The organism is Paenibacillus sp. NRS-1760, assembly GCF_050467785.1.
Taxonomy (GTDB): Bacteria; Bacillota; Bacilli; order Paenibacillales; family Paenibacillaceae; genus Pristimantibacillus.
Genome location: NZ_JBITPK010000011.1, coordinates 20,509 through 39,535, shown reverse-complemented (window position 1 = coordinate 39,535; position 19,027 = coordinate 20,509). Strand labels below are relative to the sequence as shown.

The window sequence follows — 19,027 nt, the reverse complement described above, 5'->3', positions numbered from 1 at the left end:
ACGAGGTGACTTGCAAGGGTGGATACGAACTCCAAGAGCCATGTGCATGGCGTATTTGAGAGGATTGCTCCAAAATATGATTTGATGAATGATCTGATCAGCTTTAGAAGACATAAGGCATGGCGGAAGTTTACGATGAAAAAAATGAGCGTTGCAAAAGGACAAACTGCACTTGACCTTTGCTGCGGCACTTGTGATTGGACGGTTGCTCTTGCAGAAGCGAGCGGTACTGGACAAATCGTAGGACTTGATTTTAGCCAAAACATGCTTGATGTGGGTGCTGTCAAAGTAAACAAGATGGGCTTGAATAAGCAAATTACATTAGTCCAAGGAAATGCAATGAGCTTGCCGTTTGAGGATAATTCCTTTGACTATGTTACGATTGGATTTGGTCTGCGCAATGTTCCTGATTATTTACAGGTACTGAAGGAGATGCACCGCGTTGTTAAACCAGGCGGTTTAGTTGTATGTTTAGAGGTATCCAAACCAACCTGGCAGCCATTTAAATCGATGTACAATCTTTATTTCGAACGTATATTGCCAGTTATGGGTAAAGTGGTAGCCAAAAGCTTCAGTGAATACAAATGGCTGCCCGAATCACTGAAAATGTTTCCCGGTCGACAGCAGCTTGCTGAGCTGTTTGAAGAAGCGGGTCTTCATCAGGTGAAGGCATATCCTCTGACCGGTGGAGTAGCTGCGCTGCATATGGGGACAAAGGAGAAGAAATAGCAATGATTCGCAAATTACGCATTATTTTGGAAATGATTAAGTTTGAACATACTGTGTTTGCTTTGCCTTTTGCTTTTATGGGAGCGATTCTAGGTGCAGTAATGATGGAGCAGCGCCTTCCTTCATGGGGGGAGATCGGCTGGGTAACGCTTGCGATGTTTGGTGCTCGAAGCGCTGCTATGAGCTTGAATCGACTGATAGATAAGGCTATCGATTTACGCAACCCGCGTACTGAAAAAAGAGCACTTCCGGCTGGCTTGCTTAAATCAGCAGAAGTCATGTTATTTATCATTGTTTCCTTCGTTTTGTTGTTTGTAGCAACTGCGAACTTGGCACCAATCGCAATGAAACTTATGCCAATCGCGGTAGCTTTGCTAGTTCTTTATTCTTACACAAAACGCTTTACATGGTTATGCCATGTTGTGCTGGGATTAACAATTGGACTCTCGCCGCTTGGCGGCTGGGTTGCCATAACAGGTCAATTTGATCTAGCTGCTTGGATATTATATATTACCGTTTCTTTATGGATTGCTGGATTTGACATTATTTATGCAACACAGGATTTTGAGTATGACCGCAATGCTGGCTTGCATTCGATTCCGGCTCGGTTCGGTATTAAAGGGGCTATCTGGATTGCTCGGTCCTTTCATGTCGTTACGGCAATCGGCTTTATAGCATTGTTTTGGCTGACAGACCTTAGCTGGATGTACTTGCTTGGTACTTTGATATCGATTTCGCTTCTGTTCTACCAACATTGGATGGTACGGCCACACGATTTGTCGCGCGTCCAAACTGCTTTTTTTGGAATGAACGGTACATTAAGCGTCGTGCTTTTTCTGTTTGTTATAGTTGATTTGTTGGTTATTCACCAATGGTAGACGGCCGCAACGAAACCAACTGGACGAATCGATGGGTAGTAGGCATTACAGGAGCAAGCGGTTCAATTTATGGAATAAGGCTTATTGAAGTTCTCCTTCAGATGAAATACGAGGTTCATCTCGTCATAACAGAAGCTGGTTGGAGAGTACTAAAAGAAGAACTGGGCTGGGAGACGACTCGTCGTTCAGCAGCTCTTGAACAACGTTTTGGCGATGCTATCGCGGAAGCCAGACTAGTATTTCATCCCAATGCGGATATTGGCGCAAGCATTGCAAGCGGCTCTTACCGGGTTCAAGGAATGGTTATTGTGCCGTGCTCGATGGGGACGCTTGCGTCGATATCGCACGGCATTTCCGATAATTTGATGACTAGAGCCGCTGATGTTATGTTGAAGGAAAACAGGAAGCTGCTTATTATTCCAAGAGAAACGCCGCTTCATGCGATTCACCTTGAAAACATGCTGACGCTGGCTCGTCTTGGCGTTAGGATCATACCGGCTATGCCGGCTTTTTATTACAAACCGCAAACGATGGATGAAATGATTGACTTTTTAGTTGGTAAAGTACTTGATAATATGACAATCGAACATGATTTGTACAGAAGATGGGGAGATGAACAGAATGGGCATGAATCGCCCGATCACCATCGGAAGAATTGATTACGCGAATGCATGGCCTCTTTTCCATCAGCTCGAGAATCGAATGGATGGGGATAGCTTTGAGGTCATTAAACGTGTACCTTCTGAATTAAATAGGCTTCTGCAAGCTGGTGAATTGGATATTTCGGCAATATCATCATTTGCATACGGATTAAATGCGGATGATTATGTGCTGCTGCCAGAATTGTCCGTAGGTTCGGTAGGGAAGGTCAACTCGATCTTTTTATTTCTGAAAGAGCCGATCAGCCGTAAACGTCCTGAGCGAATTTCAGTAACGACAACATCAGCAACTTCAGTTAATCTGTTGAAAATTTTGATGACATTGCACTTTGAATGCAACCCAGAGTATGTCACTGCCGCACCAAATCTGGAAAGTATGCTGGAGACAGCCGATGCTGCACTCATCATTGGCGATCCTGCCATTCATGCTTCTTGGCAAAACCACGGCCTTCATGTCATTGATTTAGGACAATTATGGAATGAGTGGACGGGACTTGGCATGACTTACGCTGTTGTTGCTGCACGTAAAGAAGCAACTCTTGCAGCCCCAGAAGCCGTTCGTGCAGTATATAAAGCGTTAAATGCGAGCAAACAGTATAATAAGAGCCATCTTGGTCCACTAATTGAACAGGCCTGTATGCAGCTTGGAGGAGAATCAACTTACTGGGAGATGTATTTTCATTCGCTTCAATATGATTTTGGGAGCAAGCTGCAAGAAGGACTTAAATTATATTTCAATTATTCTAAGCAGCTAGGGTTGCTATCGAATGACGTGGAGCTTACTTTTTTTGAAGACCAATCTGCCCAATAGGTGAAAGAATGAAACTACTAGATTTGTATGCAAAGATGAAAGGCGACCTAAATCAGATCGAGCAGGAGCTTGAGCGCAGCATTTCGGATGATCATGTGCTGCTTGGCGAAGCTTCTTTGCACTTGCTTAGAGCTGGCGGTAAACGGATTAGACCGGTGTTTGTCCTGCTGGCAGGCAAGTTTGGCGATTATCAGCTGGATATAATGAAGCGCGTCGCCGTCCCTCTCGAGCTTATTCATATGGCTTCACTTGTACATGATGACGTTATTGACGACGCGGAAACACGTCGTGGACAGCTCACTGTAAAATCCAAGTGGGACAATCGAATAGCGATGTATACGGGCGACTTCATTCATGGCAAAGCATTGTCAATCGCTGCTCAGCTTCCAAATCCGCAGATACATCAAATTTTGTCACATGCGCTTGTACAAATGTGTATCGGAGAAATGGAACAAATTCGTGATTTCTTCAACACAGAACAATCGGTACGGCATTATTTGCTTCGGATTAGACGCAAAACAGCTTTATTAATTGCTATTAGCTGCCAGCTTGGCGCTGTTGCTGCGGGAACGGACCGAAAAACAGCAAATAGCTTATATCGCTATGGTTATAATGTGGGTATGGCATTCCAGATCCGTGATGATTTGCTTGATCTATATGGAACAGAGAAACAGATCGGCAAACCTTCAGGCTCAGATATGCGTCAAGGAAATATTACATTGCCGGTTCTCCTTGCATTGCAGGACCCCAAAACCCGCGATCCTTTGTTAAAGGAAATTGCTTTAATCAGGGAGCAAGGCGGGAAACGAGATGCTGGACGAGCCATCGAAATGATTCGCAAGAGCGATGGCGGAGATCAAGCAGATCAGCTTGCAAACCGATATATTAAAAAAGCTCTCAAAGCATTAGAGGGATTGCCGAACGTCACAGCGAAGAAGAACTTGAGCGATATAGCGATTTTGTTTGGTAAACGTAATTATTAATCGTGCAAAATAGAAAGGAATGGTTGGGGATGGAAAGAACTTTTCTGATGATTAAACCTGATGGCGTTCAGCGCGGATTAATTGGCGAAATCGTTTCGAGATTTGAAAAAAAGGGATTGCAGCTTGCAGCAGCCAAGTTTATGGTTTTGAGCCATGAGCTTGCTGAGCGCCACTATGAGGAGCATAAGGGCAAAGTTTTTTATGAGCCATTGCTCGAATTCATAACGTCAGGTCCTGTATTTGCGATGGTATGGCAAGGTGACAATGTCATTGCATTGACGCGAGCCCTTATTGGCAAAACGGATGCACTAGATGCTCATCCCGGCACTATTCGTTCTGATTTTGCTGTACATACGAATTTCAATCTTATTCATGGCTCGGATTCGGCAGCTAATGCGGAAAAAGAGATCGGCATTTACTTCACGCCAGCGGAGCTGGTGCAATACGAGCATACAATTCAACGGTGGATTTAATATTTCGCCCACAAGCGATGGAGGGGCCTATGCTTGAAGATCGTGATTTTGCACAGTTTATTACCCGAATAAAGCAAAAGACCGACATTGATTTGTCGCAGTACAAAGAAGCTCAAATGAAACGCAGGCTGACTACATTACGAATGAAGCACGGCTATCAAACGTTCGATGAGTATTGGAAGGCGATTGAGCAAAATCGGACGATGCTAAATGAGTTTTTGGACCGTATGACGATTAATGTTTCTGAGTTTTGGAGAAATCCTTCCCGCTGGGAAGTTTTGCAAAAGCGCTTTTTCCCTGAGATGCTTGCTGCTTCTAATCGTCTAAAGGTTTGGAGTGCGGCATGCTCAACAGGCGAGGAGCCATACACGCTCGCTATGATTTTATCGGAGCTCAGCGCCTTGCAGCGTTCCTCGCTACTTGCAACTGATCTCGATTCAAATGTGCTGCAAAAGGCAATGGAAGGCAGTTATTTAGAGCGATCGCTGCGCGATGTTCCGCAGGTTTGCCGGCAAAAATATTTTAAGCAGGCAGAGGGAGCGTATTTGATTTCAGACTCCCTGAAGCAATTTATTCAATTCAAGCAGCAAAATCTGCTCCATGATACGTTTGATGGATCATTTGATTTAATTGTTTGCCGAAACGTAATGATTTATTTTACAGAAGAAGCAAAGCACTTATTGTATCATAAATTTTCTAATGCACTTAAACCGGGCGGACTGCTGTTTGTAGGCAGTACGGAACAAATTTTTTCCCCTGCGCAATACGGATTTGAGACCGCAGATACATTCTTTTATCGCCGGGTATAAGCGGCATGTATACCGTTTTCCATCTTCTCCTATACTAGTTAGTATGTAATAAACTTGGAGGATGAAGCAACCGATGGATAAACGTAAGGTTATAGCTGCCTATAGGCGTGGTTTTATTTCTATTCAGGAATGTGCGCAAATTATCGGAGTGGACAGTGGACAAATGACAAGACTTGTTGATGATCCATTGCTGACGAGTGAAGGCACGACGATACTTAGAAAAGATCGGTTAACAGCAAATTAACTGCACGCTGCCCGGGCTGGCGGATTTGTCATTTTAGATGACAGTTCCACCAGCCCTTTTTTTATACGGTTACAGCGGCTTTCAAGGTGTCCAAATTCTTGTCAAACCTGTAACTGTGTACTATAATGAGCAAAGATGTTTAGTGCTGTAAAGCATAGCAGGCGCTTGAAAGCTGTTTTGAAAATTTATAATTTTATAAGTGATGTACTTATAAAATCGCTAAAATTTTATCGCGAAACGAGTTTGTGCCGTCAATGGACTGTGTTAGTCGTTTACACTTGAGGAGGAGCTTTAGTTGACTTTAAGATATTTGACCGCAGGGGAAACACACGGTCCCCAATTAACCGCGATTATTGAAGGATTGCCAAGCAATTTGAAAATTGATTTTGAGGAACTGAATTTCCAGCTGCACCGTCGTCAGAAGGGTCATGGTCGTGGACGCCGGATGCAAATCGAGAAGGATACAGCAAACATCGTTGGGGGCGTACGCCACGGCAAAACGACTGGTGCTCCTGTAGCGCTGATCGTTGCAAACAACGATTGGAAGCACTGGACTTCCGTTATGAATATTGAACCGATTGAAGGCAGCGATGAAGATAAGCGCCGCGTTCATCGTCCGCGCCCTGGTCATGCGGATTTGAATGGCGGACTTAAATATGATTTGAAGGATTTGCGCAATGTGCTTGAGCGCTCTAGTGCTCGTGAAACTGCAGCACGTGTAGCTGTAGGGGCGGTAGCTCGTCAATTCCTCGCGGAATTCGGGATTAAAGTAGCTGGACAAGTTATTCGCATCGGTGAAATCGAAGCACCAGCTAATCAACTATCCGTGGATGAGTTGATCCGTTTGACGGAGGAATCCTCGGTTCGTGTCGTTGACAAAGAAACCGAACAAAAGATGACTGATTATATCGATCAAATTAAAGCAGAAGGCGATTCGATCGGCGGTATCGTGGAATGTATTATAGAAGGCGTGCCAATTGGTCTAGGAAGCCACGTGCAGTGGGATCGCAAGCTCGATGGACGTATCGCGCAAGCGGTCGTATCGATCAATGCATTCAAAGGCTGTGAGATTGGGATTGGCTTCGAAGCAGCCAAGCTTCGCGGCTCGCAAGTACACGATGAGATTATGTATGATGCAGAGCGCGGCTATCATCGAGCAACGAATCGTCTTGGCGGCTTCGAGGGCGGCATGACGAACGGGGAGCAAATCGTCGTACGCGGTGTAATGAAACCGATTCCGACGCTATACAAGCCGCTTCGCAGTGTGGATATTGATACTAAAGAACCGTTTACGGCTCAAGTAGAGCGCTCGGACAGCTGTGCAGTCCCAGCGGCAAGCGTCGTGATGGAGCATGTCGTTGCATGGGAAGTTGCCAAAGCATTCCTTGAAAAATTCGGCGGCGATTCCATTGAGGAAATTCGCACCAACTTGAACAATTATCTTGAACAGCTAGGGCGGTATTAAAAATGCGCGAGCTTACAGTTGAACTTGGTGATCGCTCTTATCCTATCTATATCGGGGAAGGCCTCTTGAAGGAGGCATCCTCTTATTTTATCAAGCATGGCATTAGCCAAAAATCGCCGCTGCTCATCATTACTGACTCGAACATTGCAGACATTCATTTGCAAACGCTTGAGTCTGAGCTTACTGGCGCAGGTTTTAAAACGGCAAGCGTCGTTGTTCCAGCTGGAGAAAGCTCAAAGTCGCTAGCTATGCTCGAAAAGCTTGTCGCTAAAGCTTTGGAGGAAGGTCTCGACCGCAAGTCTGCTATCGTTGCACTTGGTGGCGGTGTTGTTGGAGATCTTGCTGGATTTGTTGCCGCTTCATATATGAGAGGCATCAAATTCGTACAGGTTCCAACGACAATATTGGCGCATGACAGCAGTGTGGGCGGCAAAGTTGCCGTCAATCATCCGCTTGCCAAAAATATTATCGGTGCTTTTCATCAGCCTGAGCTTGTCCTGTATGATCTGAACACGCTGCAAACCCTTCCTCCAAGAGAAGTAAGCGCTGGTTTGTCGGAAGTGATCAAGCACGGACTAATTTGGGATGAATCCTTTGTCGCATGGTGTGAAGAGAATGCGGAGAAACTGCGCGCTCTTGATGCGGAAGCACTTGGTTATGCTTTGTATAAAGGCTGCAGCGTGAAGGCGGCAGTCGTATCGAAGGATGAGCGCGAAAACGATTTGAGAGCGATCTTGAATCTGGGTCATACGATTGGCCATGCCCTAGAAGCGGTAGCTGGATATGGGGAGCTGCTCCATGGGGAAGCCATTTCCATCGGGATGGTAGGCTCGGCTAAGCTGGGTATGCGATATGGTGCTCCAGAAGAGGTATATACCATAACGAAGCGCGTTCTTGCGAAAGCAGGACTGCCAGTGCGGCTCCCTGAGCATTTGGACGTAGATAAGATTATGGAAGCAATGATGCATGACAAGAAATTTGCTGAGGGTACGATGGTTTTTGTTGTGCCAACTGCAATAGGTTCAGTTGAAATAAAATCCGATGTCCGCATCCAATGGGTACGTGAGATCGTAGAGCAATTAAAGCAGGAGGTGCAACAATAATGAGTGTTAGAGGAATTCGTGGTGCTATTACTGTAGATGCTAATGAAGAACAACCCATTTTGAATGCAACAATTGAAATGTTGAATGGAATTGTGGCCGATAATGAGATCGTGCCTGACGATATTTGCAGCGTGTTCGTGACGGTTACGAGCGATCTGGACGAGACATTCCCTGCTAGAGCTATTCGCCAGATGAAGGGCTGGGAGCTTGTTCCGCTTATGTGCGCGCTTGAAGTTCCGGTTAAAGGCAGTCTTGAACGCTGTATTAGATTAATGGTTCTTATCAACACGGACAAGACGCAAGCGGAGATTCGTCACGTTTATTTAAACGGCGCGCAGGCGCTTCGTCCAGACTTGTCTAAAGCATAAAGCTTTGACTTTAGCTCATAAAGAACAAATCCCTTTGTTGACGCATAGCTGTACGTTGTTGTATATTTAGTTACGTAAGTGAGAGTAGCAGAGTAGTTTTATGAGCTGAGTAGAGATGAGTCGAGATTAGTTGAGAGAAGCAGAGTTAGGCAATGAGAGATACGCGAGTTTGAGAAAAAGCTGAACGATCTTATGTGCAATGGCACACAGGATTGTAAAAGTGCTGCTTCAACGTATCTACACATGCGTCTTTTCCGCTTACACACTTCCGTCATCATCTAAACCAACGCTCCTGCTCTGGCAGGAGCTTTTTTTGTTTTTAATAATAGAATTTTCACTACTGAGGGAGGTTGTTCGGAATGTCAAATGAGCTGCAGCACGTCACCCGTCTTGCCAGTCAGTACAATTTAATTCCAATCGTTCGCTATATGATGGCGGACACTGAAACACCAATTCGACTATTCCAGCATTTTGCGAAAGAGGATCATGCTTTTCTGCTGGAGAGTGTCGAGGGTGGAGCGAAATGGGCGCGTTATTCGTTTATAGGAACGGACCCGTTCATGATGCTTTACGGTAAAAATGGTGAGATGGTGCTTGAGCATCACGGCGTGAAGCATGTGCTTAATGACAAGCCGATTGAGCTTCTAAAAGCTCATTTGCGTTCCTTCCGCAGCCCGTCGCTGCCAGAGCTTCCTCCTTTTACAGGTGGAGCAATCGGATTTTTTGGCTATGACCTACTGCAATATTATGAGAAGCTTCCTGCCCACCGCATCGACGACTTGAATATGAATGACATGCAGTTTATGTTTTGTGATCAAATCATTGTGTTTGACCACTTTAAGCAGCAGCTGCAAATCGTTGGAAATGTTCATATCGCGGAAGGCTCTACCGATGCGGAAATCGCGATGAGCTATGCAGCGGCAGTTGCCAAAATTGAAGCAACCATAGAACGTTTGCAGCAGCCGGTGACCATTCCAGTAACGACTGGGCGCTCAATTGAAGTTGATTACGAGTTAGGTGATGTACAATCCAATGTGACCAAGGAGCAATTCATCGGAAACATTGAGAAGGCGAAGCAGTACATTCGAGCAGGTGACATTTTCCAAGTCGTATTGTCACAGCGCTTTAGCATTGATACAGATGTTGATCCATTGCATGTATATCGCGTGCTCCGCATGATGAATCCTTCACCGTATATGTATTATTTGAAAATGGGCGAGGAAGTTATTGTCGGCGCTTCGCCGGAAGCGCTAGTGAAAGTAACGGGCGACCGTGTGGAAACAAGACCGATTGCGGGAACAAGGCCGCGCGGCAAGACGCCGGAAGAGGATAAGGCTTACGAGGTAGAACTACTTGCAGACGAGAAAGAGCGTGCTGAGCATTTAATGCTGGTTGATCTTGGCCGCAATGACATCGGACGCGTATCGGAGTTTGGTTCGGTAACATGTGATTCGTTTATGGAAATTGAGCGTTACTCCCATGTCATGCATATTGTATCGAACGTTTCTGGCAAGCTGCACAAGGATAAAGACTTTTTTGACGCATTTGTCTCTTGTTTACCGGCAGGCACAGTATCTGGCGCACCTAAATTAAGAGCGATGGAAATCATTGCGGAGCTGGAGAATGAAGCACGCGGCGCATATGCAGGCGCTATTGGATACTTGGGCTTTGGCGGCACAATGGATACTTGTATTACGATCCGTACCATTATTTTTAAGAACGGCAAAGCGTATGTACAAGCAGGAGCGGGAATCGTTTGGGATTCTGTTCCGGAGAGCGAATATTTGGAGACGGTCAACAAGGCGAAAGGCAGCCTTAAAGCCATTCGTGCGGCCGAAGCGATTTTTGCACAGCCCAAAAGTGCACCGGATTCCTTCAATTCCATTAACTCGGATTATTACGTCAAGGTCGGAGAGGGGATTGGTCAATAATGCAGGCAACCGAAGCGATAACGATGCAGCAAGCGCTGAACCAGCTTATTGGCGGCTCAAGTTTGACGAGGCAGCAAGCAGAAATGGTGATGAACATCATCATGAACGGTGAAGCAACAGCTGTTCAAATAGCCGGAGTCGTAACTGCGCTGCGGATGAAAGGCGAGACGAAGGACGAGATAACCGGATTCGCTGAGGCAATGCGCGCGCATTCGAGCCATCTCCATACCGAACAAGAAGGTTTGCTCGATACATGTGGCACCGGAGGATCAGGTATTCATAAATTCAACATCTCAACAGCTTCCTCCATTATTGCTGCGGCGGCAGGCATCCGAGTTGCCAAGCATGGCAATCGCGCAATGTCTGGGAAAACGGGCAGTGCTGATGTGCTGGAGGCACTTGGCGTACAAATTACGATAACTCCTGAACAAGCCGCACAATGCTTGGAGGATATCGGCATTTGCTTTATGTTTGCGCAGTTGTATCATCCATCGCTTCGCCATGCTGCTGCTCCGCGGCGTGAGCTTGGTATTCGAACAATCTTCAACATGCTTGGCCCGCTCACAAATCCAGCTGGAGCAGATAGACAGCTTCTTGGATTCTACGATCGGAGCCGCACCTCTACGGTTGCCGAGGTGCTTGGTGAGCTTGGACTGAAACGTGCAATGGTTGTAAGCAGCCATGATGGGCTTGATGAAATTAGCATCTCTGCACCTACACAAATATCTGAGCTATTAAACGGTGTTGTGAAAACCTACGATGTTACGCCAGAGGAACTTGGACTAACACGGTGGCCGATTGCGGATGTTATGGGTGGTGAGCCGGAAGTTAACGCAGCACTTATTCGTTCTATTTTCTCAGGAGAGCAACGCGGTGCTTATCGTGATATCGTGCTTGCCAACGCAGGTGCATGTATATATGTAGGCGGGAAGGCACAATCGCTTCGCGAGGGTGCAGAGATTGCTGCCAAGGTGATCGATTCAGGCGAGGCGCAGCGGAAGCTCGTTAGTCTTATTCATACGACAGGAGAGTTGGCAAATGTTTCTGGATAAAATTGTAGCTACAAAACGAACTGAGGTTGAGGAGCTGGCGGCTCGCTTTGACCTTGCACAGGTGGAGAAACAAATTTCGGAGATGGAAGCATGCCGCGGCTTTGAACATGCATTATCGGCAGCTGGCCGCAACAGAAGTATGGGATTGATTGCCGAGGTAAAGAAGGCGTCGCCATCAAAAGGACTGATTCGTGCTGATTTTGAGCCAACCACGCTTGCTGCACAATATGAAGCAGCTGGTACGGATTGTATTTCAGTGTTAACGGATCGTGATTACTTTCAAGGATCTAATGAATTTCTGCAAGCCGTGAAAAAAACGGTAAAGGTACCTCTATTAAGAAAAGATTTTACGATTGACCATCGTCAAATTTATGAGGCTCGCTTAATCGGAGCGGACGCAATCTTGCTCATAGCAGCTATTCTTACGCCAACGCAGCTTGGTGAGTTTCATGATCTTGCGAAGTCGATTGGGATGGATGTGCTCGTAGAAGTGCACAACAAAGATGAGCTGGAAGGCGTTCTTGAGCTGGACAAAGCAACGCTCATCGGCATTAATAACCGCGATTTGAAAACATTCGTTACGGATCTAAAAACGACCGAAGAGTTAATCGGACTTATGCCGAAAAATGTTACTGTCATTAGTGAGAGCGGAATTGCGGGTAATAGCGATATGGATTACTTAAAGTCAATCGGTGCTCATGGTGTATTGATTGGTGAATATTTTATGCGGCATGAGCAAGTTGGACAATCGGTTACTGATTTAATGGGTGCGGTAACCGTTCGATGAAGCAGCAGACGCGTATCAAAATTTGTGGTCTGATGGATGTGCAAACGATTCAGCAGATGGATGGATTGCCTATTCACGAAATCGGCTTCATCTTTGCACCCAGCAAGCGATTGGTGGAAAAGTCGACTGCATCGCTGCTTATATCAGCAGCTGCGAAGTTAAAGGCAGCTGGCGGTGAGCGCCCGAGAACGGTTGGCGTATTCGTAAATGAAACCTTTGCTAATCTGCAAAATCTTTTGTTAGAAGCTCCTTTAGATGTGATTCAATTGCATGGCAATGAATCGGCAGCGTTTTGCCAAATGGTGCGTGAGCAGCTGAACGTTAAAGTATGGAAAGTATTTTCCATGAAGAAGGAAGCCGAGGGCAGCACGCCAATGTCTGCTCTAGAGCGGTTAACGCCATACCGAGCAGCTGTTGATGCCGTACTGATAGACGCACCTGGCGGCGGCACGGGTCAAACCTTCGATTGGGAAGCGATAAAAGAATATAAGCAAGCAGCTGAAGAGCTTGGCATTACTCTGTATGTAGCTGGTGGTCTGCATGAAGGAAATGTGCAAGAGCTGCTAAAGACATATGCGCCAAACGGGATAGACGTATCAAGCGGTGTTGAGACGGATGGACGGAAAGATATCGAGAAAATCCGATTATTTGTAAGAAGGGTGATGGAAGCATGACACAAGTACCAGATGAGAATGGACGCTTCGGCAAATTTGGCGGTAGATATGTGCCAGAAACATTAATGACAGCATTATTAGAGCTAGAGGAAGCTTATCAGCATTATTCCAAGGACCAAGCATTTCAAGACGAGGTTACTTACTTGTTGCATAAATACTCAGGTCGTCCGACTTCACTATACTATGCAGAACGACTTAGCGAGCATCTCGGCGGCGCAAAAATCTACTTAAAACGTGAAGACCTGAACCATACAGGTGCACATAAAATTAATAATACGATTGGTCAAGGCGTACTTGCCAAACGTATGGGTAAATCAAAAATCATTGCAGAAACAGGCGCAGGACAACACGGCGTTGCTTCTGCAACGATTGCTGCTTTGCTTGGTCTAGAATGCAAAGTATTTATGGGCGAGGAAGATATGAAGCGTCAGCAGCTTAATGTTTTCCGGATGCAGCTGCTTGGCTCTGAAGTTGTGCCAGTTCTGTCTGGAACGAGAACACTTAAAGATGCATGTAATGAAACCCTTCGCTATTGGGTTAGCCATGTTGAAGATACGTATTACATTTTGGGTTCAGTTACAGGCCCGCATCCTTATCCGATGATGGTTCGTGATTTCCAGCGTATCATTGGCGAAGAGGCTCGTAAGCAAATATTAACAGAAGAAGGCCGATTGCCGGATTATGTTGTAGCAGCTGTTGGCGGTGGAAGCAACGCAATGGGTATCTTCTATCCATTTATCAATGATGACAGCGTGAAGCTGCTTGGCGTTGAGGCTGCTGGCCTCGGTGTAGATACGATTGAGCATGCGGCAACAATGACCAAAGGACGTCACGGTGTATTCCAGGGCTCGATGAGCTATGTGCTGCAGGATGAGTACGGACAGGTACAACCTGCTCATTCGATTTCAGCGGGACTTGATTATCCTGGTATTGGACCAGAGCATGCCTACTTGAAAGATTCCGGACGTGCTGAATACGTTCCTGTAACGGATGCCGAGGCGCTTGATGCGTTGCAGCTGCTATCGCGCACAGAAGGCATTATTCCAGCACTGGAATCAGCACATGCGATCGCTCAGACGATTAAGCTTGCGCCTACGCTTGATAAAGACAAAGTCGTCGTTGTCAGCTTATCCGGACGTGGAGATAAGGACGTAGAAGCAATTATGGGTTACTTGGGGGTAAATAAGCATGAATCTCATTGATACAGCATTTGCAAGGCTGAAGTCTGAAGGCAAAACGGCGCTAATTCCTTTTGTTACGATGGGTGATCCTGATCTAGCCACTTCGGTTGCTATCATCCAAACGCTCGAGAAGGCAGGCGCTGACATGATCGAGCTTGGCGTGCCGTATTCCGACCCGCTAGCGGATGGTCCTGTTATCCAGCGTGCATCTGAGCGAGCATTGCGCCATAACAGCATTACAATTAAGGATTGTATTGAAATAGCTGAACAATCGCGTGAGGCCGGCGTTAAAATTCCATTCATATTGTTCACTTATTACAACCCGGTGTTTCAATATGGGCTTGAAGCGTTTTTCGAGCTTGTACAGAGCAAAGGCATCAGTGGTCTTATTATTCCTGACTTGCCAATCGAAGAAGATGAAGAGGTTAGGCAGCTTGCGGAAGCAGCTAATGTACATCTTATTCCTCTTGTGGCACCGACATCTAAGGATCGGGTTACACGTATTTCACGCAAAGCAAAAGGATTTGTCTACTGCGTTTCATCACTTGGCGTAACAGGCGTGAGAGCTGATTTTCATACGGGTATTGATGAATTCCTCTCGATGGTTCGTGAAGCGACAGACCTGCCAATCGCGGTAGGCTTTGGCATTTCAAGCCGTGAGCAGGTTGCTCGCTTTGAAAAGCAATGTGACGGCGTGATCGTGGGCAGTGCGATTGTGCGTACGATAGAAGATGCCATTCCACTGCTGAATTCTGCTGATACGCGTGAAGCGGGACTTAAACAAATCGGCGATTTTGTTGCTCAGCTTAAAGGGTAAGCAGACTATTTTAGATAATTGAAGTTATACGCTGCGGAAGTGGCTTGTAATTGACATAGGATATTAAAAATAGCGGAAAGCTCTCTAGACTTGGTCTAGGAGAGCTTTTTTTGCTTTATCGGGATAAGAGGGGGATTTGTAGCAGGGAGCTGTTTGGGAGGGATTTCGGCACGGTGGTTCGGGGGTGGAGAGGACGGAAGGTAAAGCACAAGGATAAATGGAGAAGTACGAAGCTGTTGATTTGAAGAGTAACTTTTGAAGATAGCTTAGGGACATAGGATCCGTTATTTTAGAATAATTGACTAAAATTATTATTTAACGGACATAGAATCCGCTATTTTATCTAAAAGGCGTTCAATTGTATGTAAATTTAAGAAATAAGGGATCCTATGTCCGTTATATCGAGATAAAGCATGATTATCATTAAATAAGGGATCTGATGTCCGTTATTTGAATGAAGAAATTAAATAGACTGTTTCAAGCGATGGTTTTGAACTGTTTTTGGCATGGAAGCGGATGTTCTTCACTTCATTTTTTATACAGAAACTGAACCATTGATTAAAAAAAGACCCTTTTGCATCATAAGTTCATTAAACATATATCACATTTTCGATATAATCTTGCGCAATAGACCAATCTTGTGTTAAAAAAACTTTAAAACCTAACACAGATATGAGACAATGGATGTCGAGTAATGAGACTAGTCAATTATAAAAGAGGTGAACGGCTCATGCAGCCCAAAAGTAATATCGTCCACCTTCCCGTCTATCAACCTGGAAAGCCGGTTGAAGATGTTAAGAGGGAGCTAGGGTTAAAAGAAGTCATCAAACTTGCATCTAATGAAAATCCGTTTGGCTGTTCTGAACAAGTTAAAGCAGCAGTCATTGAAGAATTAGGCAATTTTAATATTTATCCAGATGGTGCGAGCGTTGAACTAACGGCTGCACTTGCGGAAGAGCTTGGCGTAGATACGAACCAAATTATTTTTGGCACGGGCTCCAGTGAAATTATTCTTATGATTAATAGAGCGTTTATCGTTCCTGGCGACGAAACGATTATGGCGGACGAAACTTTTCCGCAATACAAGCATAATGCAGAAATTGAGAATGCAACGATCATAGAGGTTCCTCTAAAAGAAGGCAAGCATGATTTGCCTGCAATGCTGTCTAAAATTACTGAGCGAACTAAAATCATTTGGATTTGCAATCCGAATAATCCAACGGGTACCATTGTCACACTGCCTGAGCTTTCTGATTTTTTGCAGCAGGTGCCGACGAACGTACTTGTTGTACTTGATGAAGCCTACGGAGAATATATCGATGATCCGCAGTTTCCAGACGGAATACAATTGCTGCGCGAGCACCGCAATTTAATCGTGCTGAGAACTTTTTCGAAAATTTTTGGCCTAGCTGCATTGCGGATTGGTTATGGCGTTGGGCATCCTGATGTCATTCGTTATACGAATCAGGTGCGTGAACCATTCAACACGTCGCGAGCGGCACAAGCTGCAGCGAAAGCAGCACTTGCTGACAAAGCATTTATTGAATATTGTCGTGACCAAAATAAACAAGGTCTTGCTTATTTGTCGGAGCAATTTGATCGCCTTGGCTTATCTTACTTCCCTGCATACGGCAACTTCGTAATGGTAGATGTGAAGCGTCCATCACCTGAAGTATTCGACGGATTGCTGCGCAGAGGAATTATTTCAAGACCGCGTTGGACTTACTACCCGAATCATATTCGGATTACAGTTGGTACAAGTGAGCAAAATGAAAAATTCATTACAGCACTAGAACAGGTTTTGCAGGAATCGGCGGTGCAAGGATAAAGTTATGACGACTGTAGCGATTTTTGGAGTAGGGCTGATCGGTGGTTCGATCGCCCTTTGTTTTAAAGGAAAACCAGATATTACAGTAATCGGACATTCAAACCGTCCCTCGCAGGTAGAGAAGTACATGCAGCGGGGTGTGGTTGATTTTGCAACGACTTCAATGCAAGAAGCGGCCGAGCAAGCAGATTTTATATTCGTTTGTGTACCGGTCGGCAACATTGAGGAGTATATCGAGAAGCTCAGTGCGTTTAAATTAAAACCCGGCTGTATCATTACAGATGCTGGGAGCACGAAGGCTTCTGTTATGGCATGTGCAAAATCACTTGATTTTGGACAAGCTACTTTTATTGGCGGGCATCCGATGGCTGGCTCTGAGCGTACAGGAGTTGAAGCGGCTTCATCGCATCTATACGAGAACGCCTTCTATGTGCTGACACCTGATGAGAATACGCCTGAGGAAGCAGTGGAGCGTCTAGTTGATCTACTCAGCCATACGAAAGCGAATATCGTAAAAGTTGATGCGAAAGAGCATGATGAGATAGCAGGCGCGATAAGCCATTTGCCGCATATCATTGCCGTATCGCTTGTGAATCAGGTTCGCGGATATAACGAAAATAATATGCTCTATGAATCGTTAGCAGCAGGAGGCTTCCGCGATATTACACGGATAGCATCAAGCGATTCGATTATTTGGCGTGATATATTAATTAATAATCGCAAGGTTTTGCTTGAGCTGCTGCGCGATTGGAGCAAGGAAACGGATAAATTTGTGTCTATGCTGGAGAGTTCAGATGGGGATGCGATTGCTGAAGCTTTTGAAACAGCAGGTCAATTCCGCAGCAAAATGCCTGAGCGCCGCAAAGGCATGATCCATTCTGCATTTGACTGTTATGTCGATATTCCAGATCATCCAGGTATTATCGGTAAGATCACAAGTGAGCTTGGGAACAGCCTTATCAACCTGAGCAACATTCATATTATTGAGAGCAGAGAAGACGTGCCAGGCGTTCTGAGACTTTCATTCCGGAGTCAAGAGTATCTGGATCAGGCTGTTATCGTACTTACTGCTAAAGGCTATGACGTACACCTTTAATCGGGTGTTCGTCATTTTTGATTAAAAAAAGCGTTTACAATTTATTTCGAACAAAATGAAAACGCTTATTGACAAAATGGAAGCGTATACATATAATAAAGGTACAGTATGGTTTCTCTCCACTCCTATCCAAATCCTATAGTGCTCATCATGAGTACGGACCACCCTTCGGGGTGGTTTTTTTTTGTTTATAAGGTGACCTATCTGACAATGTCTGCGGTATAAGGATATATCTAGTTGAACCATAATATGATTCTAGCTAATAGCTTGTCAATATTTAAAACTTAATGGATAAAGTCCATGATGTTATACTGAAAAAAGAGCATGCCAAAACCATCCATTGGAGGATGGGGAGGTTTTCCTAAGTTGAATATTTTTTCCTTCTTAGATCAATCGAAATGCTTCCTTATGGGTAAGAATACTTTCTGTCGAATAAATTCATTATTAACCGTTGGCTAGAATGATGTAGAAAGATAAAAACGTATGTAACACCAAAAAGTTACATTTTCAGGACGGGACTCTCCACTCCTATCTATACTTTTGCACTCTTCTTGAGTGCAGGCCACTCTTCCGGGTGGCTTTTTTTATTTCTATAATTGACTATAAAGCTTGAGCTCATTTCCGCTTCGTAATTGGTCTAGGATTATAGGAGCAATCTTTTGAATTCCGAATTTTTCGGTCATCAGCTGATGCTGTAATCTAACGTTGTCATAGATGGTTATCTGTGGAAAAAAAGTCCTATCGTATGGGGGAGGCGTGTGACTGGGATACGAAGATAATCCTTTGCCCAGCGCATTTGAAACGGTGGCGAACAAGGTGTATTTAGCTTTGATATGAATGGGGAAATCCATGAGATTCATATGGATGAAGAAATTCCATACGATATTCTGGAAACGCACTAGCGTGATCAAAAGCTAAATGTGATCGATAATCCCTATGGCTCCTATAGGGCACATGAAAATGTAATTGCCCATACGCAGAAGAACCTCTCTGTTTAACCTGTAACGGCGGCAGCCCATGTAAAGACTTAGCTGTAGGTCTCTTTGACATGGACTTTCCTAAGTATGATATTCATATTCAATCCACCTCAAAAATGATAGAAGTCGCAAAACATTATGGCCGCGATGAAAATTGCGGAG

At 45.0% G+C, this 19,027-nt stretch carries 19 protein-coding genes; all 19 read left to right on the top strand.

Features of this window, described 5'->3' with window-relative positions; translation table 11 throughout:
• Positions 1-18 precede the first annotated feature (18 nt).
• The 19 genes from ACIFSR_RS13895 to ACIFSR_RS13805 all read left to right on the top strand — a co-directional run bounded on the left by ACIFSR_RS13895 (position 19) and on the right by ACIFSR_RS13805 (position 17,888).
• Positions 19-729 (top strand): demethylmenaquinone methyltransferase, encoded by a 711-nt coding sequence (locus tag ACIFSR_RS13895; protein WP_339203276.1) that lies wholly within the window; start codon positions 19-21, stop codon positions 727-729.
• A 2-nt stretch (positions 730-731) separates the two neighbouring features.
• Entirely contained in the window at positions 732-1,607 is an 876-nt protein-coding gene (locus ACIFSR_RS13890; RefSeq protein ID WP_076271344.1) for a UbiA-like polyprenyltransferase, read from the top strand.
• Positions 1,601-2,266 (top strand): UbiX family flavin prenyltransferase, encoded by a 666-nt coding sequence (locus ACIFSR_RS13885; RefSeq protein WP_339203275.1) that lies wholly within the window; start codon positions 1,601-1,603, stop codon positions 2,264-2,266. Before ACIFSR_RS13890 ends, ACIFSR_RS13885 begins: the two co-directional genes overlap by 7 nt.
• Positions 2,229-3,077 carry a menaquinone biosynthetic enzyme MqnA/MqnD family protein gene (locus ACIFSR_RS13880; RefSeq protein ID WP_430057881.1) on the top strand — a complete coding sequence of 283 codons (849 nt, stop codon included), beginning with the start codon at positions 2,229-2,231 and terminating at the stop codon, positions 3,075-3,077. The genes ACIFSR_RS13885 and ACIFSR_RS13880 overlap by 38 nt, the downstream gene beginning before the upstream one ends.
• Positions 3,078-3,085: 8 nt before the next feature.
• The gene (locus ACIFSR_RS13875; protein WP_339203272.1) at positions 3,086-4,060 is read left to right on the top strand and encodes a polyprenyl synthetase family protein; all 975 of its coding nucleotides are present in this window, start codon (positions 3,086-3,088) and stop codon (positions 4,058-4,060) included.
• Between the two features lie 29 nt (positions 4,061-4,089).
• Positions 4,090-4,533, top strand: coding sequence for a nucleoside-diphosphate kinase (ndk, locus tag ACIFSR_RS13870; protein WP_076271341.1), 444 nt, complete (start codon positions 4,090-4,092; stop codon positions 4,531-4,533).
• 29 nt (positions 4,534-4,562) lie between these two features.
• The gene (locus tag ACIFSR_RS13865) at positions 4,563-5,342 is read left to right on the top strand and encodes a CheR family methyltransferase (RefSeq protein ID WP_430057879.1); all 780 of its coding nucleotides are present in this window, start codon (positions 4,563-4,565) and stop codon (positions 5,340-5,342) included.
• Between the two features lie 73 nt (positions 5,343-5,415).
• A complete protein-coding gene (locus ACIFSR_RS13860) occupies positions 5,416-5,586 on the top strand; it encodes a hypothetical protein (protein ID WP_339203270.1) in 171 nt (56 codons plus the stop codon).
• Positions 5,587-5,881: 295 nt separating this feature from the next.
• A complete protein-coding gene (gene aroC / locus ACIFSR_RS13855) occupies positions 5,882-7,051 on the top strand; it encodes a chorismate synthase (protein WP_339203268.1) in 1,170 nt (389 codons plus the stop codon).
• Positions 7,052-7,053: 2 nt separating this feature from the next.
• Positions 7,054-8,154, top strand: coding sequence for a 3-dehydroquinate synthase (aroB, locus tag ACIFSR_RS13850; RefSeq protein WP_339203267.1), 1,101 nt, complete (start codon positions 7,054-7,056; stop codon positions 8,152-8,154).
• Positions 8,154-8,522: a chorismate mutase gene (gene aroH, locus ACIFSR_RS13845; protein ID WP_076271337.1), complete on the top strand. Its 369-nt coding sequence runs from the start codon at positions 8,154-8,156 to the stop codon at positions 8,520-8,522. The genes aroB and aroH overlap by 1 nt, the downstream gene beginning before the upstream one ends.
• Positions 8,523-8,881: 359 nt before the next feature.
• Positions 8,882-10,453, top strand: a complete 1,572-nt coding sequence (trpE, locus tag ACIFSR_RS13840; protein ID WP_430057878.1) for an anthranilate synthase component I — start codon at positions 8,882-8,884, stop codon at positions 10,451-10,453.
• Positions 10,453-11,505 (top strand): anthranilate phosphoribosyltransferase, encoded by a 1,053-nt coding sequence (trpD, locus tag ACIFSR_RS13835; protein WP_339203265.1) that lies wholly within the window; start codon positions 10,453-10,455, stop codon positions 11,503-11,505. The genes trpE and trpD overlap by 1 nt, the downstream gene beginning before the upstream one ends.
• On the top strand, positions 11,492-12,292 hold the full coding sequence (gene trpC, locus ACIFSR_RS13830; RefSeq protein WP_339203263.1) for an indole-3-glycerol phosphate synthase TrpC: 801 nt from the start codon (positions 11,492-11,494) through the stop codon (positions 12,290-12,292). Before trpD ends, trpC begins: the two co-directional genes overlap by 14 nt.
• A complete protein-coding gene (locus ACIFSR_RS13825; RefSeq protein WP_339203262.1) occupies positions 12,289-12,966 on the top strand; it encodes a phosphoribosylanthranilate isomerase in 678 nt (225 codons plus the stop codon). Before trpC ends, ACIFSR_RS13825 begins: the two co-directional genes overlap by 4 nt.
• Positions 12,963-14,168, top strand: a complete 1,206-nt coding sequence (gene trpB, locus ACIFSR_RS13820) for a tryptophan synthase subunit beta (protein WP_430057877.1) — start codon at positions 12,963-12,965, stop codon at positions 14,166-14,168. The genes ACIFSR_RS13825 and trpB overlap by 4 nt, the downstream gene beginning before the upstream one ends.
• On the top strand, positions 14,155-14,964 hold the full coding sequence (gene trpA / locus ACIFSR_RS13815) for a tryptophan synthase subunit alpha (protein WP_430057876.1): 810 nt from the start codon (positions 14,155-14,157) through the stop codon (positions 14,962-14,964). Before trpB ends, trpA begins: the two co-directional genes overlap by 14 nt.
• Positions 14,965-15,694: 730 nt before the next feature.
• A complete protein-coding gene (hisC, locus tag ACIFSR_RS13810; RefSeq protein ID WP_430057875.1) occupies positions 15,695-16,792 on the top strand; it encodes a histidinol-phosphate transaminase in 1,098 nt (365 codons plus the stop codon).
• A gap of 4 nt (positions 16,793-16,796) precedes the next feature.
• A complete protein-coding gene (locus ACIFSR_RS13805) occupies positions 16,797-17,888 on the top strand; it encodes a prephenate dehydrogenase (protein WP_430057873.1) in 1,092 nt (363 codons plus the stop codon).
• The last annotated feature ends 1,139 nt before the right edge of the window (positions 17,889-19,027 follow it).